The organism is Ruegeria sp. HU-ET01832 (assembly GCF_040371315.1).
Lineage (GTDB): Bacteria > Pseudomonadota > Alphaproteobacteria > Rhodobacterales > Rhodobacteraceae > Ruegeria > Ruegeria lacuscaerulensis_A.
Genome location: NZ_BAABWL010000001.1, coordinates 789,139 through 815,544, shown reverse-complemented (window position 1 = coordinate 815,544; position 26,406 = coordinate 789,139). Strand labels below are relative to the sequence as shown.

The following is a 26,406-nucleotide window of genomic DNA, read 5'->3' as shown; positions in this document are numbered from 1 at the left end:
CGCGCTTTACCATCCTATTTTCTGGGTTTTGTATGGATCAAACAAGAGGAGTTCAGGCCTGGGACGCGACTCTCTTTCGCTTTGCCGAACTTGGGATCGCGCCGGTACCAGAACTGCATCGCGGGCCGTTTTCGGATCAGGTTGTTAGCACTGTTCTTTCCAACCTCGATCTCGATAGGCAAGAGGGTTTCGTGGTTCGTGATATGGCTGCATTTTCGGAACAGGATATACCAACCCGCCTGGCCAAGTATGTGCGCGAAGATCATGTGCAAAGCGACACGCATTGGATGAATGCTGAACTGATCAAAAAAGAGCTTGCATGACATCCGACAAGCCACGCGAACAAAGGCGTTCGCATGGGGCTGTCCCACCTTGACCAGCGACTGTTTTCGAACCATATCCCGTCGCTATGACAGACCTCGCTCATATCCGCAATTTCTCCATCGTCGCGCATATCGACCATGGCAAATCCACCCTTGCTGACCGGCTCATCCAAGAGACCGGAACGGTCAAGGATCGCGACATGAAGGAACAGCTGCTCGACAGCATGGATATCGAGCGGGAACGTGGCATCACCATCAAGGCCAACACGGTCCGCATCGACTATACCGCGGACAATGGCGAGGCATATGTGCTGAACCTGATCGACACCCCCGGCCACGTGGACTTTGCCTATGAGGTCAGCCGGTCGATGCGCGCGGTCGAGGGCTCGCTGCTGGTTGTGGACTCGACCCAAGGGGTCGAGGCGCAGACGCTGGCGAATGTGTACCAAGCCATTGACGCCGATCATGAGATCGTGCCGGTGCTGAACAAGATCGACCTGCCCGCGTCCGATTGTGACCGCGTGGCGGAACAGATCGAGGACGTGATCGGCATCGACGCGACCGACGCCATTCAGGTCAGCGCCAAGACGGGGCAGGGTATCCATGAGACGCTTGAGGCTATCGTCCAGAAACTGCCCGCACCACAAGGCAATCTGGACGCGCCGCTCAAGGCGATGCTGGTGGATTCTTGGTACGACGCCTATCTGGGAGTGATCGTTCTGGTCCGCATCATGGACGGCACGCTGAAAAAGGGGATGCGGGTCAAGTTCATGTCGAACGGGACCCTCCATCATGTGGACCGCGTCGGCGTCTTCCGCCCCGAGATGGAGATGGTCGACAGCCTCGGCCCCGGTGAGATCGGCTTTCTCACCGCTTCAATCAAACAGGTCCGCGACACCCGCGTTGGTGACACTATCACCAATGATCGCAATGGGACTGAAGACGCGCTGGACGGGTTCAAACCCGCGCAGCCGGTGGTGTTCTGTGGCCTCTTTCCCGTCGACAGTTCCGAATTCGAAGACCTGCGGGATGCGATCGACAAACTGGCGCTGAACGACGCCTCGTTCTCGTTTGAAATGGAAACATCGGCGGCACTTGGTTTTGGCTTCCGCTGCGGCTTCCTTGGGCTATTGCACCTTGAGGTCATCCGCGACCGCATCGAACGCGAATATGATATCGAGCTCATCACCACTGCGCCGTCGGTGATCTATCACGTCTACATGAAAGACGGTGAGATGATCGAGCTGCACAACCCCGCCGATATGCCCGACCCTTCGAAGGTCGATCATATCGAGGAACCGCGCATCAAGGCGACCATTCTGGTGCCCGACGAATACCTCGGCGACGTGCTGAAACTGTGCCAGGACCGCCGTGGCATCCAGCTGGACCTGACCTATGCCGGGTCACGTGCGATGGTCGTCTATGACCTGCCGCTGAACGAGGTCGTGTTTGACTTCTACGACCGTCTGAAATCGGTAACCAAGGGCTATGCGTCCTTCGACTACCAGATGACCGGCTATACCGAGGATAATCTGGTCAAGATGTCGGTGCTGGTGAATGACGAACCGGTCGATGCGCTATCAACCATGGTTCACCGCGACCGGGCCGAGATGCGCGGCCGTGCGATGTGCGAAAAGCTCAAGGACCTGATCCCGCGCCACATGTTCAAAATCCCGATCCAGGCCGCCATCGGAGGCAAGGTCATCGCCCGCGAGACCCTCTCGGCGCTGCGTAAGGACGTGACCGCGAAGTGTTACGGCGGCGACGCCACGCGGAAACGCAAGCTGCTGGACAAGCAGAAGGCGGGTAAGAAGAAGATGCGTCAGTTCGGGAAGGTCGATATCCCGCAGGAAGCGTTTATTTCGGCGCTCAAAATGGACAGCTAAGGCTGTCCATTTCTTCCTCTTGGTTTGTCTAAGTTTACGCGGATTCTGGATCGGCGTCCGATTGTGCGAGGTCGGTGAGTTCAGTCCAGACCGCCTCAGGTATGTCCCAATCGGCCCACTCAAGCGTTTGGTTTACATGCTGGGGCCACGTCACCCCGCAAACTGTTGAAGCAATGTTTGCATCTCGAAGCGAGAATTGCAGCGCCAGCGCGCCCATTGGAACGTCGTATCGGGCACAGATATCTTCGACCGCGCGCACAGGCGCGAGCATTTCTTCTGTTGCTGGCCGGTAAACGTAAAAGTGGTGAACCGCGCTACCTCTTGCCAGAATTCCTCCCGCGTAGGGTGCTGCATTTAAGACGGTGACACCCTTGGAAACGGATTGTTCGATTAGGGGCGAAGCATTCACGTTTACAAGTGTGTGCCGGTTATGCGTCATCACAACATCGAAGTCCCAGTCGCGCAACATAGGCGACAGGACGTCCAGCCGTCCGCCGGCCAAACCAACGGCAGTTGCAAGGCCTTCCTCTTTGATTTTGAACAATTCGTCCAGCGCACCTCCGCTGCGCGTGATTTCTGAAATATCACCAGCGTATTCCGGGTCGTGGAGGTGAAGGATGTCGACGCTGTCTACGCCGAGTGCCATCAGGCTTTGCTCTAGCGACCGCCTAGCTTGATTAGCGTCGAACACGCTCGTCTCCATGTCTCGGTCGATTTTCGTGGACAATACACAGCCTTCTGGCAAACCACCGAGTTCACGAATTACGCTCCCAATGCGGTCCTCACTTCGGCCCATAGCATAGCCGCGGGCGGTATCGATAAACCCGTCGGGGCGGGTAAGTATTGTGCGCAAGGTTTCTCGCGCCCTATTCTCATCAACTTCGTAACCATAGATTTGCGGAATGCTACCTATCCCTGTTGACCCAAAACCAATTCGAGGAATTCGCACCCCGGTTAGACCGATTTCGTGAAACGTCGTCATTGCTCCCCTCCCTGAAAATTCGAATCAGAATATATGAATATTCTGCGGGACCGTTATGCACTTCAAGCTTGAGGGCTGAGTAAAATCACTTGAAACCCAAACAGGATATCCGAATCTGTGATCCAGCTCACAGCCCAACTTTTTAAAACTTGTTAGTGTTGACCTAGCGGCAACTTCGGCAGGAGGCCCCTATGTCCATGGTCCCCATAATCGCCCTCGGATCGGCAAGTCTCTATTCCATTGCCATGATCTCGATGAAGTTCTGGTGGAAAATCCCCGGCCTCGGCCTTAGCCTGTTGATCGTGGCAACCCTGCTGGCCGCCGCAACGCTGGAGCTTGCCGCGCTGCGCGAGGAGCGGTTGGGCATCATCTATACCGGCATTCTGGGGGCCGAGGTTGTGCTGATCGCCACCGCCTCGTTCTTCTTGTTCGGTGAAGACTTTTCGATGCGGGAAGGGGTTGGGATTGCCTTAGTTGTCGCCGGAACCGCCTTGGCGTGGGCCTGATTAACCGCAGTCTAAACCCTTCATGAAGCTTCCTTCACAAATGTTGTAACGCGTCTGCACCCTCCCAATCTGTTCAGCAGGCCAGCACCGGCCTGGACAAAACGGAGGAAGAGACAATGACCAGATTTATGACTGCCGGAGCAGCCGCTCTGGCCACGAGCCTTACTCTTGCAACAACAGCCATGGCCGACACGCCCGACCTGCGCGGCACGTGGGTGGGCAGCTATACTGCCGTCGGCCCGAACCGGACAACGACCGGCGATGTGCCCCGGTTCAACAACGCCGAGTGGGTGCTGGATATCCAAAAACAGCAAGACAATGTGTTCTGGGGGCCCAGCAAGTGGCGGTCGAGTGCCGCTCAGGACTGGCGAATGCTGGATGCTACTGGGACCATCAGCCTGGACGACCCAACCCGGATCAGCATCGTTGAAAGCTCGGCCAACCCCGAGATCGGTGTGAACGCATTGATCGATGCCCGGTATGAGGACGGCAAGATTTATGCGGATTTCCGTAGCCTGCGTCGCGGAACGACCTACAGCACCGTTCTGGAACGTCAGGTGAACTGAAGCGTTTCCGGTCCGGTTGGGCTGTAGGGGGTACCGGCTGTAGTTAATCTGCAGCGCTTAGTGGGTAATTCCGGCCGGGTCGGAGCGCTTCTCAAATTGGTCTCCACAGGGAGGAGACGGGTCGGGCGGTGGTTGGATCGCTCGCGATAAGGGCAGGATGGTCCGATGTCGGAATGTGTCCCCGGCATCGGTTTCCTAACCCGTGCGGACCTTCAGCGCAGCCTCGTGTGGCGAAACGAAGCCGCTGTCCGACCCAACTTGTTGAAAATCCTGAAAATGGTGCGGCTGCGCGTTCGCCAGATTTTTGGTTGCCCCGGCGATCGCGTCACCGAGTGTAGAGAATGCGCTGCTGTATCACCGGCTTCAGATCACAAGCCGCAGTCGTTAAATAGCCTGCTGTACGTCACTTGCAGTGTTGCTAATCGCGTCGCCAGCTTTGCCGATGTCTTTCCCGACACCTTTTGCCGTTTCACACGCTGTCAAAGTCAATAGGGCGGCCCCAATCAGTAGAGTGCGGATCATCGTTTGCTCCATAGGTTTTGTTCTCTGAGCGTCGTAGCAGTTTTTCCCATATGTAACCAGCGGTTTGGGCGGTTTCAGTTTCGGTAAAGATAGGGGCCGCTTACCCCGGTTACCAGAAACACCAGGGCCGCGGCGCAGACAATGCTGGGACCGGCGGGCGTATCGGCCATATAAGCCCCCGCCAACCCACCCAACGCCGCCAAAGAGCCAAGGATCGCAGCGCAGACAGCCATGGCTTCGGGGGTTCGGACCAAAGATCGCGCAGCCGCTGCAGGGATGACCAGAAGCGCCGCAATCAGCAGAATACCCACGACTTTGATCGCCACGGCCACAGCCAGGGCCATAGCCAATGTCAGCCAGAGTTCCTCGCGTTTGGGATCAATTCCAGACGCATAGGCCAAGTCTGGATTAAGTGTGGAAACCAGCAGGGCAGACCATCTCTGAACCATCACGGCCAGAATAAGAGCGCCACCGACCCAGATCGTCAGCAAGTCTGTTTTTGCCACGGCCAAAATGTCGCCGAACAGAAAAGCATCCAGATCAAGCCGGACGTCCGACAGAAGTGCGACGCTCACAAGTCCGGCCGCCAGTGCGGTATGGGCGATGACTCCTAACAGAGTATCCATCGCGAAGCCTTTTCCCCTCAGCAGCGTTACGGTTAGTCCCATTGTAAGGGCTGAAACGATGATCGCGGGCAAAATTGGCAGGGAAAATGCGAGGGCCAGAGCAATTCCCAACACAGAAGCGTGCGCGGTTGCTTCGCCCAAGTAAGCCATGCGGCGCCAAACCACGAAACATCCAAGCGGAGCGGCTGCGATGGCTACTCCGACACCAGCGAGGGCCGCGCGTACCATAAAGTCATCCAGCATCAGTCTGCCTTTTCCTGCGAGAGTGTCGAGCCGTGATCATGGTCGTGTGAATGACTATGTTGGTGTTGGTAAAGCGCCATTGTTCCCTTCGTCCCACTTCCGAACAAGGCGCGGTATTCCGGTGCGTCTGCGACCGAGCGCGGAGAGCCCTCGCAGCAGATATGCCCGTTCAGACACAACACACGGTCTGAGGCCGCCATAACGACATGCAAGTCGTGGCTGACCATTACGATCGCGCATCCCAGATCGTGTCTAACCTGCTCGATACGTTGATAAAACGCGGCGGCACCCGGCTGGTCTAGCCCCTGGGTTGCCTCGTCCAGAAGAAGCAATTGCGGCTTCTCCAGCAACGCGCGCGCCAAAAGGACACGCTGAAACTGGCCGCCGGACAGCTTGGTCATCTGACGGTTTCGCAAGTCAGGTACACCCGCATGGTCCAACGCGGTTATGGCGTCACGTGCGGAAACGCGGCGGGGCAGGCTGAGGAACCGTTGAACCGTCATGGGCAAAGCCGCGTCCAGTGCCAGCTTTTGCGGAACATAACCAATCCGCAGGTTTTTGGCCTGTTTGACAGTCCCATGTGCGGGCAAAGCCGCCCCGATCATCGCGCGCAGTAACGTTGACTTACCTGATCCGTTTGGCCCGACAATCGTTACGATCTCACCTTCCGAAACAGTTGCGTTTACATGTTCAAGGATAGTTCTGCCGTCCGCGCGGATCGACAGGTCTTTCAGCGTAATCAGAGTTCTTTTCACGCCTGCAATCCTATGCATTCGGGGCACAGACCCTCGGCTTCGACAACGACGCGTTCGATCTGGAAGCCCGAAGTGTTCGCGGCAGCGCCCAGCCTGCCCTGAGTCAGTTCGGTTTCTGTTTCCGCGACGGCCTTGCAAGCCCGGCATATCAGGAAGGCCGGCACATGGTCGTGTGTCGGATGTGCGCAGGCAGCATATGCATTAAGTTGTTCGATACGGTGGACAAACCCGTTTTGAACCAAAAAATCCAGGGCTCGATACGCGACAGGCGGTTGCGACCCCATCCCTTCGGTGGATAGCACTGCAAGGATTTCATAGGCTCCCATGGCCTTATGTTTTTCAAGCAGGATCTCTAGGACGCGCCGCCTGACAGGCGTAAATTGCAAGCGTTTCGCTTTGCATTTTGCCTCGGCTTGCGCAAGGGCAGTCTGAACGCAATGCGTGTGATCATGTTGCCTGAAACCGACTGTACTCATTAGGGGCTCCGTCATTTTGTGGCTTGATATGTTATAACGTGGGGCATATCAAGCGACCAGTAAATGTAATAACATATCATTCAGGAGGCATTATGCTGCGTTCCACGCTATGCGTTCTTGGCGCTGTTATGGCTAGTCAGGTTGTTGCGGAACCCCCCAAAGTAGTTGCTGATATTGCGCCGGTTCATTCGCTTGTTGCGCGCGTTATGGATGGTGTCGCGGAGCCGGTACTGATCGTGCCGCCTGGGGCGTCGCCTCACAGCCACGCGATGCGCCCGTCCGAGGCGCGCGCGTTGCAATCTGCTGACATTGTCTTTTGGGTTGGTGAGGATTTGACGCCTTGGATGGACAAACCGCTGAGCACTTTGTCGGCAGAATCAAAAAAGATCTCATTGCTGGAGGTTGACGGTACGATCCTGCATGAATACCGCGATGTTGTTGAAGAGAGTGGTCATGAAGACCACACGGATCACGACGACCATGGTCATGAAGACCGCACGGATCACGACGACCATGCTGGTCACAAGGACCACGACGACCATGGTCACGAGGACCACGCGGATCATGATGACCATGCTGATCACAAGGACCACGACGAACATGGTCATGAAGATCATGCTCATGACCACGACGGAGTAGACCCACATGCGTGGCTTGATCCGGAGAATGCGCGGACATGGGCTTTTGCGATTGCCAATATTCTTGCCGAGGTCGACATCGAAAATGCGCAGGCATACCAAGACAATGCCAAAGCGTTCGACAATGAATTGACTCTGCTTGGCGACCAGATCAACGCAGATTTGGCCGACATGAAGGCGCATCGTTTCATCACGTTCCACGACGCCTATCAGTATTTCGAAAAGCGTTTTGGGTTGGAAACATCAGGCTCTGTCAGCTTGGGGGACGCGGCCAACCCCGGTCCCGCGCGCTTGGCAACGCTTCGGGAAAAAGTTTCAGAAGATCAAATAGACTGCGCTTTTGCCGAGCCTCAATACGACACCCGGCTGGTAGAGACCGCGATTGAGGGGGCAGGCGCCACGATCCTTGATCTGGACCCTGTCGGAATCGCTGTTGATCCAGGTCCGAAGCTCTATCCCACGTTGCTGCAGGCTATGGCACAGAGCTTTCTGGTTTGCGCAAACGGGTCGTGATTTTAACAGTTCGGCTCAGGCTGTCTGTTCCTCACAAAACAATTCATAGACCACTTCGAGCATGCGTTTGGGGCGGTCATCAGCAAGGCGGTAATAGATCGCCTTGCCCTCGCGGCGCGGCATAACAAGCCCTTCAAGGCGAAGTCGTGACAACTGTTGTGACACAGCAGCCTGACGCGCTGACAGCAACTCTTCTAGCTCTGTCACAGATTTTTCGCCGGATATAAGATGACATAGGATCATCAGCCGTCCTTCGTGGCTGATCGCCTTCAGAAAATTCGAAGCCCGCGTCGCGCTTCCTGCAATGAGCTCGATGTTATCGTTTGGTATGTCCTGCTTAACCTGCGCCAGTGCCATTATCTTGTCCTTTATGCCCAGTCGGGCGATGGTCTACGTAAAATCCGGACTCGGTTACTCGAGCCGCTTAAGTGCACATACTGACCAAATCTGTCCATATGCATGAATCAAAATGACGTGATGGGAAAGAGAGCATCCGCAGACAAAAGAAGCCCCTAGTTGAAAACGGGCAGTGGCGGTGTCGCGCCACGCAGAAACAACTGCCGATGGCCGACAAAAAGCAATGTGTTGATCAGAAGTCTCCGGCCCCCCTTGCAGCCCCTCTATGGCAACACTAAGACTCAGGTAACGTTTCTTCGGGTAAAGTCCCGATCCATAGCAAAGCAGGCAGGTTCCTAATGTTTGATCCCGTTGATACCTACATGAATACGCTCGTCCCCATGGTCGTTGAGCAGACCAGCCGGGGTGAGCGCGCCTATGATATTTTCTCGCGCCTGTTGAAAGAGCGGATCATTTTTATCAATGGCCCGATCCATGACGGAATGAGCCATCTGGTGGTGGCTCAGTTGCTGCATCTTGAGGCCGAGAATCCTAACAAAGAAATCTCAATCTACATCAATTCGCCTGGCGGTGTCGTGACAAGCGGTTTGTCGATTTACGATACAATGCAGTATATTAAACCTAAGTGTTCGACATTGGTGATCGGTCAGGCGGCCTCGATGGGGTCGGTTCTGTTGGCCGGGGGCGAGAAAGGAATGCGCTTTTCGCTGCCCAACAGCCGCATCATGGTGCACCAGCCCAGCGGCGGATATCAGGGGCAGGCGAGCGATATCATGATCCACGCCGCCGAGACGCAAAAGCTGAAAGATCGACTGTATGACATCTATGTGCGTCATACAGGGCAGACAAAAAAGGCTGTTGAGAAAGCATTGGACCGCGACAACTTCATGAGCCCGGAAGAAGCAAAAGACTGGGGTCATATCGACGAAATCGTCGAAAATCGTGCGAAAATGGACGGCGAAGAGAGCTGAGAATAAGTCCTCGCGTGACGTGCGCGAGGTACATTTTTGAGATTGTAGCCGCCTCAGTGGTGGCCTAAGCTGCAGCAACATGCGGCAAGCGCGGCCCCGGGCGGGGCCGCAGGGACGAAGCCCGAAAGGTAGAACATGGCGACGAATTCAGGCGGTGACGGCAAAAACACGCTCTACTGCAGCTTCTGCGGCAAGAGCCAGCATGAGGTGCGCAAGCTTATTGCCGGACCCACAGTGTTTATCTGTGACGAATGCGTCGAACTGTGCATGGACATCATCCGCGAAGAGACAAAGGCCAGCGGCCTGAAATCCAGCGACGGAGTGCCGACGCCCAAGGATATCTGCGAAGTGCTGGACGATTACGTGATCGGTCAGGCCACGGCCAAGCGGGTCCTGTCGGTGGCCGTGCACAACCACTACAAGCGTCTGAACCACGCGCAGAAGGCGGGCAGCGATATTGAGCTTGCCAAGTCCAACATCCTGCTGATTGGCCCCACGGGTTGCGGCAAGACGCTGCTGGCCCAGACACTGGCGCGGATTCTGGATGTGCCGTTCACCATGGCGGATGCGACGACACTGACCGAAGCGGGATACGTGGGTGAGGACGTCGAAAACATCATTCTGAAACTGCTGCAGGCGTCCGAATACAATGTCGAACGTGCGCAGCGCGGCATCGTCTATATCGATGAGGTCGACAAGATCACGCGCAAATCCGAAAACCCGTCGATCACGCGCGACGTATCGGGTGAGGGTGTACAGCAGGCGCTGCTGAAGCTGATGGAAGGCACCGTGGCCAGCGTTCCGCCGCAGGGCGGGCGTAAGCATCCGCAGCAGGAGTTCCTGCAGGTGGACACGACCAACATCCTGTTCATCTGCGGCGGTGCATTTGCCGGTCTGGACAGGATCATTGCGCAGCGCGGCAAAGGCTCGGCCATGGGTTTCGGGGCAGACGTGCGTGACAATGATGAGCGTGGCGTCGGTGAGATTTTCAAGGATTTGGAACCTGAGGATCTGTTGAAATTTGGCCTGATCCCTGAATTTGTTGGACGTCTGCCGGTTCTGGCAACGCTTGAGGATCTGGACGAGGATGCTTTGGTCACGATCCTGACCAAGCCCAAGAACGCGCTGGTCAAACAATATCAGCGCCTGTTTGAACTGGAAGATGCCGAGCTGGCCTTTACCGATGACGCGCTCAAGGCGATTGCCAAGAAAGCCATCGAACGGAAAACCGGGGCACGTGGTTTGCGCTCGATTCTGGAAGACATCCTGCTGGATACGATGTTCGAGCTTCCGGGTCTTAAAAACGTGACCGAAGTTGTGGTCAACGAAGAGGCCGTGACATCTGAATCGCAGCCGCTAATCATTTATGCGGATGCGGCCGAATCTGCTTCGGCGGGTTAAGACCTTACAGATCTGATCCATGCGGCGCGGTTCTCCGCGCCGTTTTCTTATGAGGATACTGAAATGATCAAGCGCATCTCATCAGGTGGCGAATTTGAACCTAAGCTAGGGTATTGCCGCGCCGTGGTTGCCGGAGGTTGGGTGCACGTCTCTGGTACTGTCGGGCAGGGTGATACCGTGGTCGAGCAGTGCCGCTCGGCGCTGACGGTGATTGAAAAGGCGCTGATCGAAGCTGGTGCAGGCTTTTCAGACGTCGTTCGTGTAACTTACATGTTACCCGACAAGGCTGAGTTTGAGCCATGCTGGCCAATTTTGAGCGAGACATTTGGTGCGAATCCTCCGGCCGCAACAATGATCGAATGCGATTTGATCGACCCGAAATACCGAATTGAAATAGAAGTGACCGCGTATTTGCCGGAATAGGGGGTGCGGTCCTTGTGACACTGGACCTTGGCGCGCCTTTGGTCCATATCTGCGGAAACAGAATTGCCGGAGGCAGCCCATGGGGATCCTGAACAGTCTTTTGCGAGCCGTGACCTGGTGGAACGGGGCCACTCTGAACACGCAGATTTACACCGCGCGCAAGGGTGAAAAAGTCGGCGAGGACAACCAGGGCAATGTGTTCTACCGCAATGCGGATGACAGCAAGCGCTGGGTCATTTTCAATGGCGAAGCCGAGGCGAGCCGCGTCGACCCTGACTGGCATGGTTGGCTGCACCGTACATGGGACGAGCCTCCGACTGACAAACCATTGCCGCACAAATCGTGGGAAAAACCACATCAGGAAAACCTGACCGGTTCGGCGCTTGCCTATACTCCTGCCGGGTCCCTGCGTCGCCCGGACCCGATTGAACGTTCCGATTACGAGGCTTGGAGCCCCGAATAAACGAGGCAAATTATGTCGAGCTACAATGTTTCCGAAGTCCTGGTTGGCGGCGCCGTTTTGGCCTGTGCCGTCGCTTTTGGGGTCTATGCCAGTCAGTCCACCGGCCTGTCGCAAGGTGGTACGGGTTACGAACTGGGCGCATCTTTCCGGTCGCTTGAAGGCGTCGGTGTTGGAACAGATGTGCGATTGGCCGGGGTCAAGATCGGTACTGTAACGGACGTAACGCTCAACTCCGAAACCTACCGGGCGGATACTACGTTTTCGATCTCGGACGGTATTCTGGTTCCGGATGACAGCGCGATTGTAATTTCGTCCGAGGGACTGTTGGGCGGTAACTTCGTTGAAGTGATGCCAGGCGGCTCGCCTTTCTACTTCGAGCCTGGGGATCAGGTCACTGATACCCAGGGCGCGGTCAGCCTGATTTCGCTTCTGGTCAAGTTTGTCGCCGGGGATGGCAGCTAATGCGGCGTCTCGCCATTGTGCTTGCCATGCTGGCCGCCACGGGCGCATCGGCGCAGCAAAAAGTCCAGTCGGGGCCGGGTGCGATGCTGCGTGGGTTGGACAAGGTCAGCGGCCAAACCGTTGACGTCGAGATGCGGAACGGTGAAACACAGCCCGTTTTTGGTCTGGACGTCGCGTTGGGCGATTGCCGCTATCCGGCCGAGAACCCGACAGGTGATGCTTTTGCCTATCTCACGATTTGGGAAAATGGCAAGACTGACCAACTGTTTGACGGTTGGATGATCGCCACGTCACCGGCGCTGAATGCGCTGGACCATTCGCGCTACGACGTTTGGGTTATTCGTTGTATAACGCCATCCGGCGATTGAGTTAAGTCGGCGGTAAAATCCGCGCTGGCGCTGATCGCCTCTTCCAGTTCTTGCCGATATTGCGTGCGGGGTATTTCTATCGCACCCAAAGAGGCCAGATGCGCTGTCAGAAACTGGGTGTCGAACAGATGAAATCCTGTTCTGCGAAGCCTGTCTGTCAGATAGGCCAATGCGATCTTTGACGCATCCGTTCGTCGCGAAAACATGCTTTCGCCGAAAAACGCTGCCCCAAGGCAAACGCCATAGACGCCGCCTATCAAAGCCGATTCCTCCCACACTTCCAGCGAGTGTGCATGGCCCGTGTGATGTAGGTGTTGGTACAGGTTGCGCAACTCGTCATTGATCCACGTGTCGGCGCGGTCGGCGCAGCCATCAACGACCCCAGCGAAGTCCCGGTTGATCGTGATGGAGAACCCGCAGTTGCGTATGCGCCGTGCCAAACTGCGGGAAATGTGGAATCCGTCCAGCGGAAACACACCACGAAATTTGGGGTCGACCCAGAACAACTCGGGGTCATCGCGGTGCTCAGCCATCGGGAAAATGCCGATGGAGTAGCCATGCAGTAAGAGGTCGGGGGTCAGGCTCATACTGGAATCTCAAAGGGCGAAAGGTAAAAACCCTTCGCCCTTAGTATGTTAGTCTGCCATGTTCTCGGCAAGCCACTTTTCCAGCCAATGGATGTTGTAGTCACCGCTGTGAAGATCAGGCTCTTGCAGCAGGGCGTGGAACAGAGGCACGGTGGTGTCGATACCGTCCACGATCAGCTCGCCCAAGGCACGTTCCAGTCGCGCCAACGCCTCGGCCCGGTCGCGACCCTGTACGATCAGCTTGGCAATAAGTGAGTCGTAATAGGGCGGGATCGAGTACCCGTCATAGAGCGCCGAATCCATCCGCACGCCCAGACCGCCGGGTGCATGATAGGCCGTGATCTTGCCGGGGCAGGGTGAGAAGTTGGGCAATTTTTCCGCGTTGATCCGAACCTCGATGGCGTGGCCGTTGATTTCCAGATCGTCCTGGCCGAAGGACATATCCTCGCCAGCGGCAACGCGGATTTGTTCGCGCACCAGATCGACGCCGAAGATGCCTTCGGTCACCGGGTGTTCCACCTGCAGACGGGTGTTCATTTCGATGAAATAGAACTCGCCGTTTTCATACAGGAACTCGATGGTGCCCGCGCCGATATAGTTGATCTTGGCGACTGCATCGGCACAGATCTTGCCGATCTTCGCGCGTTCTTCGGGGGTGATGCAGGGGCCGGGGGCCTCTTCGAACACCTTCTGATGGCGACGTTGCAGCGAGCAGTCGCGCTCACCCAGATGAACGGCTTTGCCTTTACCGTCGCCAAAGACCTGAATTTCGATATGGCGCGGCGTGGTCAGGTACTTCTCGATGTAGACCTCGTCATTGCCAAAGGCGGCTTTGCCTTCGGCGCGAGCGGTCATGAAGGCGCTTTCCATCTCATCCGCCGTCTGCGCGACTTTCATGCCGCGCCCACCACCACCGGCAGTGGCCTTGATAATGACGGGATAACCGAATTCCTCACCGATGCGCTTGGCGTCCTCCAGCGTCGGAACGCCGCCGTCGGAGCCGGGAACACAAGGAACACCAAGGGCTTTCATCGTGTCCTTGGCGGTGATCTTGTCACCCATCACGCGGATATGTTCTGCGGTCGGGCCGATGAAGGTGATGCCGTGGTCCTCGACGATCTGCACGAACTCGGCATTCTCGGACAGAAAGCCATAGCCGGGGTGGATCGCCTGTGCGCCGGTGATCTCGCAGGCCGAGATGATGGCGGGCACGGACAGGTAGCTTTGTGGGCTGGGCGGAGGGCCGATGCACACCGATTCGTCCGCCATGCGCACATGCATCGCGTCACTGTCGGCTGTTGAATGCACGGCGACCGTTTTAATCCCCATCTCGCGCGCGGCGCGGATGACGCGCAGGGCGATCTCGCCTCGGTTGGCAATCAGGATTTTGTCGAACATGGGCCCGCCTTACTCAACGATGACCAGAGGGGTGCCGAATTCCACAGCGTCGCCGTCACCGACCAGAATACGCTTGATGGTGCCCGATTTGGGCGCGTGGATGTGGTTCATAGTTTTCATCGCTTCGACGATCAGCAACGTGTCGCCTTCGGACACCGATGCGCCAACCGAGATGAACGAAGGCGCGCCCGGTTCGGGCTGCATATAAACGGTGCCCACCATGGGCGAGGTCACGGCACCGGGATGGCTGGCCGGATCTTCCTGCGCTGCGGGGGCCTCGGGTGCGGCAGGGGCTGCTGCTGCAGGGGCTGCTACGGGTGCAGCAGCGGGAACGGCCATCTGAACCGGCGCGGCCGCAGCCTGGGTCATACGGCTGACGCGGACGTTCAGGCTGTCTTCTTCGCCATACTCGCGTTTGACCTGCAATTCGGTCAGGTCATTTTCGCGCAGCAGTTCAGCCAGAGCTTTGATGAATGCCACGTCCGCTTCGTGTTTGGTGTCTGTCATGAGTGTCCTCGACGGTTCCCCTTTGGCCCGTCTGTGCGTTGCGGGCTTTGGTCTGATTACGCAGCGTTATAAGCCAAGCGCACTGCCATGAAAAGCGCGTCTCGACCTGTCGCGGTGCGGTTTTGGTCGAGTAATTCAAGCAAAAAGTCGCTAAAGCGGCATTCCAGAGAGTTTTGCCACAAGTTCAGGTAGTTTTCGGGCGCCGAATTTCTCAAGCAGGCGAGCGCGGTAGGCTTCGATAGTGCGGTAACTCAGGCCCAGTTCGGCGCCGATTTCCTTGGCGGATAGGCCGCGGCATGAAAGAATAGCAACCTCGCGTTCGCGCTGAGTTAGCTCGACAAGAGGGCGTTCCTCGGAGATGTCTGAAAAGCTCCAGATCCCGTGGCGGAACGGGTCGTCAGGGGTCAAGGATCGTCCTCGCGCGCGGCACCAGAACAGATCGCCATTGCGTCGACGCATGACTCGTTCATCCGTGTAGTAGCCTGTGCCGCGCATCACCTGCAGGCTGCGCGCGCCGATCCTCTCCCAATCCGCGACTGATGGGTAAAGGTGCAGCAGCGGCATACTGCGGTACTCTGTCTCTTCCCCGCCAAACGTACGCGCGAATTGCAGGTTGCAGCGCCGGATGATCCGGTTCTCCAGCTCTACAAGGCCAATGGGGGCGTATTCGAACGCAGGGTCACTCATTCTTGCATCGTGCCGGGAATTGACACGGAATTGAAGGGGTTGGGCTCAGAAACTGACGGTTGGGGCGCGAGCGTGCGTTCTGTCAGAATTGTTAACTATGTAAATATAGATTGAAAACTGGTCCTTAAGTAAAAGTATTTATTGAATAGTTCTGAAAATAGAAGGTAGGTTAGTCGCGAAATATGCCTTTGGGGAGGGGCCAAAACATGCGCGATACACTGACAGGTAGCCGAATTCGCGAGCGGCGTCTGATCGCGGGGTTGCGGCAGGCGGAATTGGCCCGAAAGGTCGGGATATCAGCGTCTTATTTGAACCTTATCGAGCATAATCGCCGAAGGATCGGGGGCAAGCTGCTTGTTGACATTGCATCGGCTCTTGCTGTCGAACCTTCGGTGCTGACGCAGGGGGTCGAAGCCACCTTGATCTCGGCATTGCGGGAAGCGGCGGCGGATGCAATCGGACAAAACGCCGAAATCGATGCGGTTGAGGAGTTCGCGGGGCGGTTCTCCGGTTGGGCAGGTGTGCTAGCACAGATGCATCGGCGCGTAGTCTCGCTGGAGCGCACAGTCGAAACGCTGTCGGACCGTCTAACCCATGATCCGCATCTTGCGGCTTCGATGCATGAGGTCTTGTCGACCGCCGCCGCCATTCGTTCGACCGCTGCAATTCTGGCTGAAACTCAGGAAATCGAGCCGGAATGGCAGGACCGTTTTCACCGCAACCTGCACCAGGATGCAGAACGGCTTGCAGACAGTTCGAAATCGTTGGTGACTTATCTGGACGATGCTGACTCGGCGGATGACCGACGCGGCGTACCATTGGAGGAGGCGGAGGCTTTTTTCGAGGCGCGCAGCCACCATTTTCCTGAAATCGAAAGCGGCGGCAGCAGTAGCGAAGTCGATCTTGAGGCGCTTGATTCCGCCGCGGTAAAAAACGTGACCCGCGCGTTTCTGGATGTGTATGCACAGGATGCGCTGGCGATGCCGTTGGAGGCTGTAAAGGCTGCACTTAAAGGGTCTGAACCTGACCCGCTGCAGCTGTCGCAGCAGTTTTCGGTGGATATTGCGACCGTCTTGCGCCGGTTGGCTGCTTTGCCGCCGGGCGTTCTGTCGCGACCGACTGGGTTAGTGATATGTGATGCCTCAGGCAGTATTCTGTTCACCAAGGCGGTGCCGGGCTTTGCGATGCCACGCTTTGGCGAGGCGTGCCCGTTGTGGCCCTTGTTTCAGGCATTAAACAGACCTCTTGTGCCCATCCGAAAGCGGATTGTTCAGCTGGGGCGTTCAGCGGCCGAATTTGACTGTTTTGCCTATGCATGGCCGCAAGCGGCTTTGGGCTATGACGACGCACCAGTGTATCGTTCCGTGATGTTGGTGCGATCAGTGGATGAAGGCCCTCAGGATGCGCAGAATGTGGCTCGTGTTGGCCCCAGCTGTCGCGTGTGTCCGAACGCTGAATGTGAATCTCGTCGTGAACCGTCAATTCTGAGCGAAGGTTTTTGACAGTTTCCTGACAGACGGCGTAAGCTGGCCTAGACAGGTTTACGGATGGGTAGCCCGTCACGGGGAGGAATACTACAAATGAGCCGTAAGGTTCTGTTAATTGAGGATGAGCCGAACATTGCCGAGGCTATTCGGTTTTTGCTGACGCGCGAGGGTTGGCAGGTTGAAACGCATGCCGAAGGGTTGGACGCATTGCGGGTTATCCAAAGCGCCGACCCTGATCTGGTTATTCTGGATGTCATGTTGCCGGGCAAGAGCGGGATGGAAATCCTGCGCGACCTGCGCGAGCTTGAAGACTTGAAGACCTTGCCGGTTCTGATGCTAACCGCGCGCGGACAGCTGCGGGATCGCGAGATGGCCGAAAATGCCGGAGTCAGTCGTTTCATGACCAAACCGTTCTCGAATGCCGAGGTTTTGACCGCGGTGCGGGATTTGCATGCTCAGGCTACGCGGTCATGAGCATTAGCGAAGATCGACGGCCTCAGGGTGTTCGGCCTTCGCTGTTTTTGGAACGTCAAAGCTATCGCCGTCGCCGGCTGTCGGATGCCGCTCGCTTTTTGCCGATTCTAGGCGCCGCTTTGTTTGCCATCCCATTGCTGTGGCCGGGGTCTGATGAGGCAGGAGACGGCATTCGTCTATCTTCGGCCATTCTTTATATTTTCGTATGCTGGGCCGTTCTGATTGGCATCAGTTTGGTCTTTGGTTTTGCAGCCAGACGTATGGCCACTCAAGACGAAACCGATCAGAGACCAGATTAATGGCAACGCTTAACGTCCTGATTCTGGTGTGTTTGGGCTATGTTGTACTGTTGTTCTGTGTAGCCTTTGCGGCCGACAGGCTGGCAGCTGCAGGCCGTGGGGCGTGGCTGCGATCCCCCTTGTTCTATACGCTGTCGCTGTCGATCTACTGCACCGCCTGGACATTCTATGGCGCGGTGGGGAACGCTGCGCGGTCGGGGTTGGAATTCGTGACGATCTACCTTGGTCCCACGCTGGTCATGATCAGCTGGTGGTGGGGCCTTCGCAAACTGGTAAGGGTGGGGCGCAGCCAGAGGGTGACCTCGATCGCAGACCTTATTTCTTCGCGCTACGGAAAATCCAACACCCTGGCGATTTGTGTGACCGTGTTGGCCGTTTTGGGGGGCACGCCCTACATCGCCTTGCAGCTTCAGTCCATCACCCTGTCTTTCTCGATTTTCGCCGAGGCCGATCCGACAGGTCTTTATCGCGAAGGATCCAGTGTGTTTTGGGTCGCTGCCGGATTGGCAGTCTTCGCGATTCTGTTCGGAACACGGAACCTTGACGCCAATGAACGGCACCACGGGGTTGTGACCGCCATCGCGCTGGAGTCGGTGGTCAAGCTGTTTGCCCTTCTGGCTGTTGGAATCTTTGTGGTTTGGGGCGTCGCGGGCGGGCTTGGTCCTATGTTGGACCAGATCGATTCGTCCGAAATCGGTCAATGGAACGTGGATGCGGGGCGCTGGACTACTTTTGTGTTTCTGTCGGCCGCATGTTTCGTCTGCTTGCCTCGAATGTTTCAGGTCATGGTGGTCGAAAATTCGGACGAGGCGCATCTGAGGACAGCCGCATGGGCGTTTCCTCTGTACCTGCTGCTGATGAGTTTGTTTGTCGTGCCCATCGCAGTTGTGGGGTTAGATCTTTTACCCGAAGGATCAAACCCTGACCTTTTCGTACTCACCGTACCTCTGTCTCAAGGGAATGAGTGGCTGGCGATGCTCTCGTTCATCGGCGGGTTCTCGTCCGCTACATCCATGGTGATTGTCACTGCCATGGCGTTGTCGACGATGGTGTCGAACCATGTTGTCATGCCGATCTGGCTTAGCACGCAAGGGGGGGCAGGATCGGTTTCGGGGGATGTCCGGCATGTTGTTCTTATGGCGCGGCGGATATCCATTGCAGTCGTCATGGCGCTTGGGTTTTTTTACTACCGTTTGTCCGGTGGCGGTGCGGCACTGGCTTCTATTGGCTTTATAGCTTTTGCCGGAATTTCCCAGATTTTGCCTGCCCTTGTGGGTGGTTTGTTCTGGCGCGGGGCGACTCGGACAGGGGCTCTTGTCGGGTTGACCGTTGGGTTTGTGTTGTGGATTTACACCTTGTTGCTGCCGGAGATGGGTGGCGGGTTCATGTCCGGTGCCATCATTCAGAACGGTCCTTTCGGTTTGGAGTGGCTGCGTCCTCAGGCGTTGTTCGGGATCGAAGATATGGACCCGATCGTGCATTCGGTCATGTGGTCACTGTCTTTGAACACGGTGGCGTTTTGCGTGGCCTCGCTGCTGAGTTTTCCCAGCCCGCTGGAGCGCTTGCAGGGTGCGCAGTTCGTCAATGTGTTCGACCATTCCGTAGCGCCTCGGGGCTGGAGCGGCTTCGTGGCGCAGAGCGAAGATCTGATGATCATGACCCAGCGTATCCTGGGCGCGGGGCCGGCGCAGGATTTCTTTCAGGCCGAGTCGGAACGGCAAGGTGGACGTTCCAGTCTGCCAGAGCCGACACCTGCCTTTCTCGAACGGCTTGAGCGAGAGCTCAGCGGCTCTGTCGGCGCGGCGACGGCGCATGCGATGATCGGGCAGATTGTGGGCGGCTCGTCGGTCTCGGTCGAAGACCTGCTGGCTGTGGCCGATGAATCGGCGCAACTGTTGGAATACTCCAGCCAGTTGGAGACAAAGTCGGCCGAGCTGACCCGCACGGCGCGCCAGTTGCGGGATGCGAACACAAAACTGACTCAAATTTCTGAGCAAAAAGACAATTTTTTGGGCCAGGTCAGCCATGAATTGCGCACGCCAATGACTTCAATCCGGGCTTTTTCTGAAATCATGCGCGACACTGACGGATTAAGTCCCGAGGAACAGACGCGCTATGCTGCGATCATCCACGATGAGGCGCTTCGATTGACCCGACTGTTGGATGATCTGCTGGACCTGAGCGTGTTGGAAAGTGGCAGGGTGAACCTGAACATGGGGGGCGATACGCTACGCTCGGTTTTGGACCGGGCCGTCTCGAGCGCCCTGGCTGGATCAAGCGCTGGTATCGAGGTGCGGCGATCCAAGTCCGCCGAACGTATTCCGCTTCACACCGACCTGGATCGGCTGGGACAAGTCTTTATCAACCTAATCTCGAATGCGCAGAAATACTGCGATGCGGATGAACCTGTGCTGACCATCTCGGCTCATGACGTTGGTGGGCAAGTGGTGGTTGATTTTGCCGATAATGGCAGCGGCATCCCTCCGGAAGCTCGTTCAATGGTGTTCGAGAAATTTGCCCGTGTGAGCGGTGAAAAGGCCGGAGGCGCGGGCCTGGGTCTGGCAATTTGCCGCGAGATCATGCAGCGGCTGGGGGGCGAGATCACCTATCTTCCCGGTCAGGGCGGCGCTGCGTTCCGGGTTCGCGTTCCATTGGCCTACCGTCAGGCCGCTCAGTAGTGGGCGCGTAAAGACATTCGTAACCTCAGCTGGGTTAGACCGGATGTCAGGCACAGGAACGAAGGGCGGTTTTGGGAATGACGCAACCGGTCGGCACGGCGTTGGCGCGCAAGCTCTCGGCAAGTCAGGAGGAGCGGGGTGACAAACCGCGCTCTGTTCTGCGGGCTCTGCGATTGGCATTCGCACGAGCGGCAGGGGATGTGATGAAGCTGCCCCTGACGGTGATCGGCGCAAAACAATCATGTCGACCGGTGGATACATTGGCTGAAGTTGCCAAGGATGACTGGCTTTTCGTGCTGTTGGGAAATGGGGATGGTGTTTCAGCGGCCGTGTGCCTTGATCCTGGCGCAGTGTCTGCAATCGTTCAGGTGCAGACATTTGGGCAGGTCATGTCGGACCCGCCTTCCGCGCGCGTGTGCACGGATACGGATGCGGCTATGGTCGCACCTCTGATCGAAGAGGTACTGACCCGCGCGTCCCGTATCGTCGAATCCTCGAGCGATCAGGCCGGTTTGACGGGGTATGAATACAAGGCGCGTTTGCCGGACAAGCGCACGCTGACACTGGCTATGGTCGAAGATATTTATGACGTATACGAACTGACGGTCGAGCTTGGCGGAGGTGTGCGACAGGGACAGATTTCCCTGTTTCTGCCGGATCGTCAAAAAGATGGTGACCTTGATGACCCAGACGAACAGGTCGCAGGCCCCAATCTCGAGCAGTCGTCGGGCGTATTGCGAGCGGAGCTGAACACGGTGATCTGCCGTATGTCGTTGCCCTTTGCGTCATTGTCTGGGTTATCGGAAGGTGATGTTCTTCCGCTGGTCGGGGCGCGTGTAGACAAGGCCGAAGTCTTGACGATTGACCGATCACGGGCTGCTGTGGGTCGCTTGGGCCAATGTGGCGGAATGCGTGCGGTGCGATTGAACGAACACGAAACTATACCCAGCCCGCTAAACGCGGCTGAGCATGAGTTTCTTGAAGCCCGGTCGCCAACGGCGCAGTCCAAACCCGAGCATGATCTTGAAACAGATATTGTTCCGATCACCCCAAAGGCACTGGAAACGATTGAGGGTGAGTTGACCCTGGGCGACTCAGATCAGATTGCAGCCGAGATTTCAAAGCTTGCGGGGCTGGATGGCAAACCCGACTAATGCTGCCTAGTCACTCACGCTGCGAAGTTGATCCAGCGCCGGTCTGAGGTTCTCAAGGGCGTAACCGGCTTTGGTGGTTGCATCCAGAATGTCATCCGTGCTCATCCGGTCACATTGCCCAAGGGCCCAAACAACCGAACAGCGCGTGCCCGAGGCGCAATAGGCCAGAACCGGGCCGCTGCAGCGTTCGGCAAGTTCGCGTTGAAGGGCGACGTTTTCCGGCGTCATCGTCTGGTGAGTCAGTTCCAGCACTTCGTATTCCATTCCAGCCGCGCGAACGGCCTGTCCAATCGCGTCAGATTGCAGGTCCATCGGAACTTCACTGTTAGGTCGGTTGCAGATAACCCGAACAAAGCCTAAATCAGCAATGGTCTGAACGTCCTCGACCGAAATTTGCGGCGAGACAGCGTAGCGGGGGGTAATTGGTCGAATCTCCATGACAATTGATTAGGCCGGGTTTGCGGCTCTGTCCAGTTGCGCCCCGACGACGGGTGCGGCGAACATCCCGGCAATCATGGCGATCAGGAACACCACTCCACCGATGCCACCATAGGTGACAGAGGCAATCGCGGGGCCGGGGCATAAGCCGGACAGACCCCATCCCATACCGAACATCACGGAACCTACGACCAGTCGACGATCCAGCTCGGGCCGGGACGCTTGCGGATACTTGCCCCCTGTCAATGGTTGACCGCGCGCGGCGATTTTCCAGGCGACCAACATCGGCAGGATCGCCCCGCCCATTACGAAGGCAAGCGTCGGGTCCCAGTTGCCGAACACATCCAGCCAGCCCTGCACCTTCGTCGTATCGGTCATGCCCGAAATCAGCAAACCCGCTCCGAACAGCGACCCAGCTAGCAAAGAGATCAGAACCCGCATCAAACCCATCCCAACATGTGTCGCAGCAGGTACAGAGTTACAGCACCTGAACCGATATAGATAAGCGTTGCCACGATACCGCGAAGCGAGAACCGCGATATACCGCAAACTCCGTGCCCCGAGGTGCAGCCATTCGCGATCCGGGTTCCGACACCAACCAGGACTCCTGCGATTATAACGACAGGCAGATTGCCGGTCAGATGAGTTTGCGGGGCAGGGGACATGAACAGCCACAGCACCAGGGGCATTCCGATCAGCCCCGCGACAAAAGCCAGCCGCTCGGCGGTGCGATCCGTGCTGTCGACCAGCCCCCCGAGAATTCCGCTGGCCCCCATTATGCGACCGTTCCCAAGCAGGTAAACTGCGGCGCCCAAGCCGATCAGTAGGCCCCCCGCCAATCCCAAAATCCACGCGATTTGCATTGTTCGCCCCCTTTCGACGCTAAAGCTTGTTGATGGGAAGCTTTAGAAAAACATCACCTTTTTCGTCCGCAGGCGGCATCTGACCTGCACGCATGTTGACCTGCAGAGACGGCAGGATCAGGCGTGGCATACCAAGGGTCGCATCACGCGCGTCGCGCATCTCGACGAATTCCTCGACTGGTCGTCCCTGACCAATATGCACATTCAGAGCTTTTTGCTCGCCCACTGTTGTCTCCCACGCGTATTCGTCCCGACCGGGTGCTTTGTAATCATGACCAACGAACACTCGGGTTTCATCCGGCAGAGACAATATTTTTTGGATCGATGCATACAGCATCTCAGAAGACCCCCCAGGGAAGTCACACCGCGCGGTGCCGAAATCCGGCATGAACAATGTGTCGCCGACAAAGGCCGCGTCTCCAATCACATAGGTCAGGCAGGCTGGTGTATGGCCCGGTGTGTGCAACACATCTCCGCGCATCTGGCCAACGTGAAAGCTGTCACCTTCGCGGAACAAGGCATCAAATTGGCTGCCATCGCGCTGAAACTCGGTTCCTTCGTTGAAGATCTTGCCGAAGGTTTCCTGAATGGTCACGATTTGGTCGCCGATGCCGATTTTGCCACCAAGTTCCTGCTGTAAATATGGAGCGGCCGAAAGGTGATCGGCGTGCACGTGGCTTTCCAAGATCCATTCTACCTTGAGGTCGTGCTTTCGGACGAAGTCTATGATCATGTCGGCCGAGTTGGTGTTTGTCCGCCCCGAGGCATGGTCGAAATCCAGAACGCTGTCGACGATCGCACAAGCTTGACCTTCGGGTTCCTGAACCAGGTAGGACACTGTGAATGTATCTGTATCAAAAAACGCTTTCACCTTAGGTGTCATTTTGCTCTCCGTACGTGCCTCAGTATTCATATATTAATTGCGGAATATAAGGCAATCAACAGTTCGTGACTTGATGTCTGTCAAGGCAGCTTAGGCTGGATTGGCATAGAATTTAAACAATCCGCAAAACCACGCGATGACCGGGCACTTGGCAGGCGAGTTTTCGCCCGTATGCGGGCTAAGATCGGCAAGTCTTAAAACGGTTACCTATATTACCTATATGAGGTTAATCAGACAGCATTTGGGAGGATGAACATGTCTACAAGCAATTTGTATTCCGAAGCTGAGCAGCTTGAAGCGAAGTTGCAGGGTGCCTGTCTTGAGACGCGGCTGGCTCTTCAACCCAGCGTGACCAAAATCATCGAGCGTATGCGTCAGCAAGGTGTCCACATCCCATCGCGGTTGCGGCGTTTGGATGCGGCGTTGTGCGAAGACGCAATGGAAGCGCGATTTGATAATCTGCCAGTCTAAGGCACATTCTCAACTGAACGAAATTCCAAGTATCACAAGCATCAGCCCGAGAACCGACAGGAAAAGCGAACCCAGGTTCCAAGGCAGAACGCCCTGAACAACGGCGCGCAACTCATCATCCGACAAACCGGACTTGCGCGCCTTCATCACCCGTAAAATGCACCAGACCAATCCCAGAAGGCCTGCGAGCGAGAGGGCAGCACCGCCCCATGTGATGATTTGAAACATGGTTCCCCACAAACGGTTCACTGATTTCCTCAGCGCTTATCGGATCGTACTGCGTCACACAAGCCTGACCATGGATTGTGCGCTTGCGGTAGGTGCAGAGGCAAGGTATCCCGCGAAAGCCGCTGTTACAGCATCAAACCGCAATCGCTGAGAGAGACGAAAATGGAAGATATGACCGAAGATCAGGCCACCGCCAACTATCGTGTGACAGCGGGTGAATTGCGCCAGTTCATTGAACGCTTCGAGCGATTGGACGCTGAGAAAAAAGACATTGCTGAGCAGCAAAAAGAGGTCATGGCCGAGGCCAAGGCGCGCGGCTACGACACCAAGGTCATGCGTAAGGTTATCGCTCTTCGCAAGCGTGACCAGGATGATATTGCCGAGGAAGAAGCTGTACTTGAAATGTACAAAGAAGCGCTGGGCATGAACTGAGTAAGTCCGGGAAACTTACAGCCTAATTTAGCGGGCGACAGGTCCCTATTTGACCGAAATTGTAGGGGCAGTAGAGGTGGCATCTCGATCATTGAGGTGCAAAGAATGCGTTTATCGATTTTCTTGTCTACGGTCGAAGAAAGCGGACGCCGGTTGTGGTCTCCAACCGGTCGATATCCTGTTCGTAAAGCTCTGAAAACGCGTCCACAATATCCGAATTCCAGCCAGAAAGGTCGAGTTCTTCTTCGATTTTGTCCGGCTGCGCATTCTCTGTCAGAATCAGTGCAAGGGCGTCCGTGACCTCACCGCGAGTCAGGTTTGAATCTGGCTGCGTTAAATCTGCTGCCTTCTGCTTTCCTTCGTCCGTCAGCAAAGACAGAAGCAGATCGAATTCCTTGTTGATCGGAGTATCGTCCGGCAGATCCGCAATCGCGCGGATAATGTCGCCCCAAATGAACGGCGTGTCTTCGTTGCACCAAAGCGTTATTTTCACGTTGGGGGCAAGGTCGCGAATATCGTCAATCATACCGATCCAGCTGAGACAGCTCAGGTCAGTGTTGTCGATAACCGCCGCGCGTTCCGCTTCTGGCAATGACATTAACAACTTGGGGATGAAGCTCCCAAGGTTTTTTAGGGCCAAAAAGATCTCGACCTGATGGCCATGAAACGCGTGCTCGAGCAGGGCCATTCTTTCGCCCGCGCGTGGGTAAAGCTGCCCGTCCAAAAGAGTTGCTCCGCGATCACCAGCGAACTCGTTGCTCAGGAAGATCGCGCGTTGAGCGTTTTCGTCCGAGGGCAGCACATTTCGCAACCGATCCTCGCCTTTTGGGGTCAAAGAGCCCGAGTGCAACGCCTGAAACACCGGATTAAAAACTTGCCGAAATCTTCTGGGGCCAAAAAATCGGGTTCCTGTTTGGGACAGAGTTGTATTGTTGGTCTGTAAAGACGTGAGTAGCCGGCCTTCGTCGGTAAAAGCAGCACCGGCGTGGATGGCAACCTGCATCGTTGGTATACGTCCTTACGTCTTTGGCCTTGTCTGCTGGATTACAGTCTGAGCGTGGTACAGTCAAACCCGGGCTATTACAAAGCGCTTGCCCAATTGGACAAGAAGAAATCGGACTTTCCTTAAGCAAGGATGAAATTTGAGGCTTGCAGTCCCTCGCCAGAGCCATTAATCGACACTCAATGCCCCTATAGCTCAGCTGGTAGAGCAACTGATTTGTAATCAGTAGGTCCGCGGTTCGAGTCCGTGTGGGGGCACCACTTTAACATCCAGTTGCGTTCAATTTTGACTGATAGTAGCTTGTAGTTGCAGGATTTCTACTTTCGGATTGTCCGA

At 56.4% G+C, this 26,406-nt stretch carries 34 protein-coding genes and 1 tRNA gene; 19 read left to right on the top strand and 16 right to left on the bottom strand.

Annotated features, from left to right (window positions below; genetic code table 11):
- Nucleotides 1–32 precede the first annotated feature (32 nt).
- Together ABWV79_RS04115 and lepA are read left to right on the top strand one after the other, a co-directional pair.
- Nucleotides 33–323: an RNA ligase family protein gene (locus ABWV79_RS04115; RefSeq protein WP_353390554.1), complete on the top strand. Its 291-nt coding sequence runs from the start codon at nt 33–35 to the stop codon at nt 321–323.
- Nucleotides 324–409: 86 nt separating this feature from the next.
- A complete protein-coding gene (gene lepA, locus ABWV79_RS04110; RefSeq protein ID WP_353390553.1) occupies nt 410–2,209 on the top strand; it encodes a translation elongation factor 4 in 1,800 nt (599 codons plus the stop codon).
- Between the two features lie 34 nt (nt 2,210–2,243).
- Here lepA and ABWV79_RS04105 read toward each other — a convergent pair whose 3' ends face one another.
- On the bottom strand, nt 2,244–3,191 hold the full coding sequence (locus ABWV79_RS04105) for an aldo/keto reductase (RefSeq protein ID WP_353390551.1): 948 nt from the start codon (nt 3,189–3,191) through the stop codon (nt 2,244–2,246).
- A 191-nt stretch (nt 3,192–3,382) separates the two neighbouring features.
- Here ABWV79_RS04105 and ABWV79_RS04100 point away from each other — a divergent pair, with 191 nt between their 5' ends.
- Nucleotides 3,383–3,697, top strand: a complete 315-nt coding sequence (locus ABWV79_RS04100; protein WP_353390550.1) for a hypothetical protein — start codon at nt 3,383–3,385, stop codon at nt 3,695–3,697.
- A 116-nt stretch (nt 3,698–3,813) separates the two neighbouring features.
- Nucleotides 3,814–4,263, top strand: coding sequence for a hypothetical protein (locus ABWV79_RS04095; protein ID WP_234899443.1), 450 nt, complete (start codon nt 3,814–3,816; stop codon nt 4,261–4,263).
- A 384-nt stretch (nt 4,264–4,647) separates the two neighbouring features.
- Here ABWV79_RS04095 and ABWV79_RS04090 read toward each other — a convergent pair whose 3' ends face one another.
- The 4 genes from ABWV79_RS04090 to ABWV79_RS04075 form a co-directional block, all read right to left on the bottom strand.
- Nucleotides 4,648–4,785 (bottom strand): entericidin A/B family lipoprotein, encoded by a 138-nt coding sequence (locus ABWV79_RS04090; protein ID WP_209194128.1) that lies wholly within the window; start codon nt 4,783–4,785, stop codon nt 4,648–4,650.
- Between the two features lie 74 nt (nt 4,786–4,859).
- On the bottom strand, nt 4,860–5,654 hold the full coding sequence (locus ABWV79_RS04085) for a metal ABC transporter permease (RefSeq protein ID WP_353390549.1): 795 nt from the start codon (nt 5,652–5,654) through the stop codon (nt 4,860–4,862).
- Nucleotides 5,654–6,409, bottom strand: coding sequence for an ATP-binding cassette domain-containing protein (locus tag ABWV79_RS04080; RefSeq protein WP_331251797.1), 756 nt, complete (start codon nt 6,407–6,409; stop codon nt 5,654–5,656). The genes ABWV79_RS04085 and ABWV79_RS04080 overlap by 1 nt, the downstream gene beginning before the upstream one ends.
- On the bottom strand, nt 6,406–6,885 hold the full coding sequence (locus tag ABWV79_RS04075; protein WP_170355013.1) for a Fur family transcriptional regulator: 480 nt from the start codon (nt 6,883–6,885) through the stop codon (nt 6,406–6,408). The genes ABWV79_RS04080 and ABWV79_RS04075 overlap by 4 nt, the downstream gene beginning before the upstream one ends.
- A gap of 92 nt (nt 6,886–6,977) precedes the next feature.
- Between ABWV79_RS04075 and ABWV79_RS04070 the strand changes: the two genes are divergently transcribed.
- Nucleotides 6,978–8,036 (top strand): zinc ABC transporter substrate-binding protein, encoded by a 1,059-nt coding sequence (locus ABWV79_RS04070; protein WP_353390548.1) that lies wholly within the window; start codon nt 6,978–6,980, stop codon nt 8,034–8,036.
- Nucleotides 8,037–8,051: 15 nt separating this feature from the next.
- Here the strand turns inward: ABWV79_RS04070 and ABWV79_RS04065 are convergent, their stop codons facing one another.
- On the bottom strand, nt 8,052–8,393 hold the full coding sequence (locus ABWV79_RS04065) for an ArsR/SmtB family transcription factor (protein ID WP_170355015.1): 342 nt from the start codon (nt 8,391–8,393) through the stop codon (nt 8,052–8,054).
- A 338-nt stretch (nt 8,394–8,731) separates the two neighbouring features.
- Here ABWV79_RS04065 and ABWV79_RS04060 point away from each other — a divergent pair, with 338 nt between their 5' ends.
- The 6 genes from ABWV79_RS04060 to ABWV79_RS04035 all read left to right on the top strand — a co-directional run bounded on the left by ABWV79_RS04060 (nt 8,732) and on the right by ABWV79_RS04035 (nt 12,481).
- Nucleotides 8,732–9,364 (top strand): ATP-dependent Clp protease proteolytic subunit, encoded by a 633-nt coding sequence (locus ABWV79_RS04060; RefSeq protein WP_170753885.1) that lies wholly within the window; start codon nt 8,732–8,734, stop codon nt 9,362–9,364.
- A 135-nt stretch (nt 9,365–9,499) separates the two neighbouring features.
- On the top strand, nt 9,500–10,765 hold the full coding sequence (clpX, locus tag ABWV79_RS04055) for an ATP-dependent Clp protease ATP-binding subunit ClpX (RefSeq protein WP_170355017.1): 1,266 nt from the start codon (nt 9,500–9,502) through the stop codon (nt 10,763–10,765).
- A gap of 63 nt (nt 10,766–10,828) precedes the next feature.
- Nucleotides 10,829–11,188, top strand: coding sequence for a RidA family protein (locus ABWV79_RS04050; RefSeq protein WP_170355018.1), 360 nt, complete (start codon nt 10,829–10,831; stop codon nt 11,186–11,188).
- Between the two features lie 79 nt (nt 11,189–11,267).
- On the top strand, nt 11,268–11,651 hold the full coding sequence (locus ABWV79_RS04045) for an NADH:ubiquinone oxidoreductase subunit NDUFA12 (RefSeq protein ID WP_170355019.1): 384 nt from the start codon (nt 11,268–11,270) through the stop codon (nt 11,649–11,651).
- Nucleotides 11,652–11,663: 12 nt separating this feature from the next.
- Complete coding sequence (gene mlaD, locus ABWV79_RS04040; protein ID WP_170753891.1) at nt 11,664–12,113, top strand: outer membrane lipid asymmetry maintenance protein MlaD; 450 nt, start codon at nt 11,664–11,666, stop codon at nt 12,111–12,113.
- Nucleotides 12,113–12,481 (top strand): DUF2155 domain-containing protein, encoded by a 369-nt coding sequence (locus tag ABWV79_RS04035; protein WP_170753893.1) that lies wholly within the window; start codon nt 12,113–12,115, stop codon nt 12,479–12,481. The genes mlaD and ABWV79_RS04035 overlap by 1 nt, the downstream gene beginning before the upstream one ends.
- Here the strand turns inward: ABWV79_RS04035 and aat are convergent.
- The 4 genes from aat to ABWV79_RS04015 form a co-directional block, all read right to left on the bottom strand.
- Nucleotides 12,436–13,068: a leucyl/phenylalanyl-tRNA--protein transferase gene (aat, locus tag ABWV79_RS04030; protein ID WP_209194136.1), complete on the bottom strand. Its 633-nt coding sequence runs from the start codon at nt 13,066–13,068 to the stop codon at nt 12,436–12,438. The genes ABWV79_RS04035 and aat overlap by 46 nt on opposite strands.
- A 48-nt stretch (nt 13,069–13,116) precedes the next feature.
- On the bottom strand, nt 13,117–14,466 hold the full coding sequence (gene accC / locus ABWV79_RS04025) for an acetyl-CoA carboxylase biotin carboxylase subunit (protein ID WP_353390546.1): 1,350 nt from the start codon (nt 14,464–14,466) through the stop codon (nt 13,117–13,119).
- Between the two features lie 9 nt (nt 14,467–14,475).
- Nucleotides 14,476–14,973: an acetyl-CoA carboxylase biotin carboxyl carrier protein gene (gene accB / locus ABWV79_RS04020; protein WP_170355024.1), complete on the bottom strand. Its 498-nt coding sequence runs from the start codon at nt 14,971–14,973 to the stop codon at nt 14,476–14,478.
- Nucleotides 14,974–15,123: 150 nt separating this feature from the next.
- Nucleotides 15,124–15,660 (bottom strand): LuxR C-terminal-related transcriptional regulator, encoded by a 537-nt coding sequence (locus ABWV79_RS04015; protein ID WP_353390544.1) that lies wholly within the window; start codon nt 15,658–15,660, stop codon nt 15,124–15,126.
- Between the two features lie 206 nt (nt 15,661–15,866).
- Here ABWV79_RS04015 and ABWV79_RS04010 point away from each other — a divergent pair, with 206 nt between their 5' ends.
- The 5 genes from ABWV79_RS04010 to ABWV79_RS03990 all read left to right on the top strand — a co-directional run bounded on the left by ABWV79_RS04010 (nt 15,867) and on the right by ABWV79_RS03990 (nt 21,752).
- Complete coding sequence (locus ABWV79_RS04010) at nt 15,867–17,162, top strand: helix-turn-helix domain-containing protein (RefSeq protein WP_353390543.1); 1,296 nt, start codon at nt 15,867–15,869, stop codon at nt 17,160–17,162.
- Between the two features lie 78 nt (nt 17,163–17,240).
- Nucleotides 17,241–17,621 carry a response regulator transcription factor gene (locus tag ABWV79_RS04005; RefSeq protein WP_170355027.1) on the top strand — a complete coding sequence of 127 codons (381 nt, stop codon included), beginning with the start codon at nt 17,241–17,243 and terminating at the stop codon, nt 17,619–17,621.
- Entirely contained in the window at nt 17,618–17,920 is a 303-nt protein-coding gene (locus ABWV79_RS04000; RefSeq protein WP_170355028.1) for a hypothetical protein, read from the top strand. Before ABWV79_RS04005 ends, ABWV79_RS04000 begins: the two co-directional genes overlap by 4 nt.
- Nucleotides 17,920–20,598 carry an ATP-binding protein gene (locus ABWV79_RS03995; protein WP_353390542.1) on the top strand — a complete coding sequence of 893 codons (2,679 nt, stop codon included), beginning with the start codon at nt 17,920–17,922 and terminating at the stop codon, nt 20,596–20,598. Before ABWV79_RS04000 ends, ABWV79_RS03995 begins: the two co-directional genes overlap by 1 nt.
- A 77-nt stretch (nt 20,599–20,675) precedes the next feature.
- Entirely contained in the window at nt 20,676–21,752 is a 1,077-nt protein-coding gene (locus ABWV79_RS03990) for a FliM/FliN family flagellar motor C-terminal domain-containing protein (RefSeq protein WP_353390540.1), read from the top strand.
- A gap of 6 nt (nt 21,753–21,758) precedes the next feature.
- Here ABWV79_RS03990 and ABWV79_RS03985 read toward each other — a convergent pair whose 3' ends face one another.
- From ABWV79_RS03985 to ABWV79_RS03970, 4 genes are read right to left on the bottom strand one after another with little or no spacing between them, the layout of a single operon-like run.
- Complete coding sequence (locus ABWV79_RS03985; RefSeq protein ID WP_170753907.1) at nt 21,759–22,190, bottom strand: protein tyrosine phosphatase family protein; 432 nt, start codon at nt 22,188–22,190, stop codon at nt 21,759–21,761.
- Between the two features lie 9 nt (nt 22,191–22,199).
- Nucleotides 22,200–22,631, bottom strand: a complete 432-nt coding sequence (locus ABWV79_RS03980) for a DUF6691 family protein (RefSeq protein WP_353390539.1) — start codon at nt 22,629–22,631, stop codon at nt 22,200–22,202.
- Entirely contained in the window at nt 22,631–23,053 is a 423-nt protein-coding gene (locus tag ABWV79_RS03975) for a YeeE/YedE family protein (RefSeq protein WP_353390538.1), read from the bottom strand. Before ABWV79_RS03975 ends, ABWV79_RS03980 begins: the two co-directional genes overlap by 1 nt.
- Nucleotides 23,054–23,072: 19 nt before the next feature.
- Entirely contained in the window at nt 23,073–23,936 is an 864-nt protein-coding gene (locus tag ABWV79_RS03970; protein WP_170355034.1) for an MBL fold metallo-hydrolase, read from the bottom strand.
- A gap of 255 nt (nt 23,937–24,191) precedes the next feature.
- Here ABWV79_RS03970 and ABWV79_RS03965 point away from each other — a divergent pair, with 255 nt between their 5' ends.
- Entirely contained in the window at nt 24,192–24,407 is a 216-nt protein-coding gene (locus ABWV79_RS03965; protein ID WP_170355035.1) for a hypothetical protein, read from the top strand.
- A gap of 9 nt (nt 24,408–24,416) precedes the next feature.
- Here ABWV79_RS03965 and ABWV79_RS03960 read toward each other — a convergent pair whose 3' ends face one another.
- Complete coding sequence (locus ABWV79_RS03960; protein WP_170355036.1) at nt 24,417–24,635, bottom strand: hypothetical protein; 219 nt, start codon at nt 24,633–24,635, stop codon at nt 24,417–24,419.
- Nucleotides 24,636–24,797: 162 nt separating this feature from the next.
- On the opposite strand from ABWV79_RS03960, the gene ABWV79_RS03955 reads away from it, so the two are divergent.
- A complete protein-coding gene (locus tag ABWV79_RS03955; protein ID WP_170355037.1) occupies nt 24,798–25,067 on the top strand; it encodes a DUF2312 domain-containing protein in 270 nt (89 codons plus the stop codon).
- Between the two features lie 127 nt (nt 25,068–25,194).
- On the opposite strand, the gene ABWV79_RS03950 is transcribed toward ABWV79_RS03955, so the two are convergent.
- On the bottom strand, nt 25,195–26,070 hold the full coding sequence (locus ABWV79_RS03950) for a hypothetical protein (protein ID WP_353390536.1): 876 nt from the start codon (nt 26,068–26,070) through the stop codon (nt 25,195–25,197).
- A 184-nt stretch (nt 26,071–26,254) separates the two neighbouring features.
- Here ABWV79_RS03950 and ABWV79_RS03945 point away from each other — a divergent pair.
- A tRNA-Thr gene (locus ABWV79_RS03945) sits at nt 26,255–26,330 on the top strand.
- The last annotated feature ends 76 nt before the right edge of the window (nt 26,331–26,406 follow it).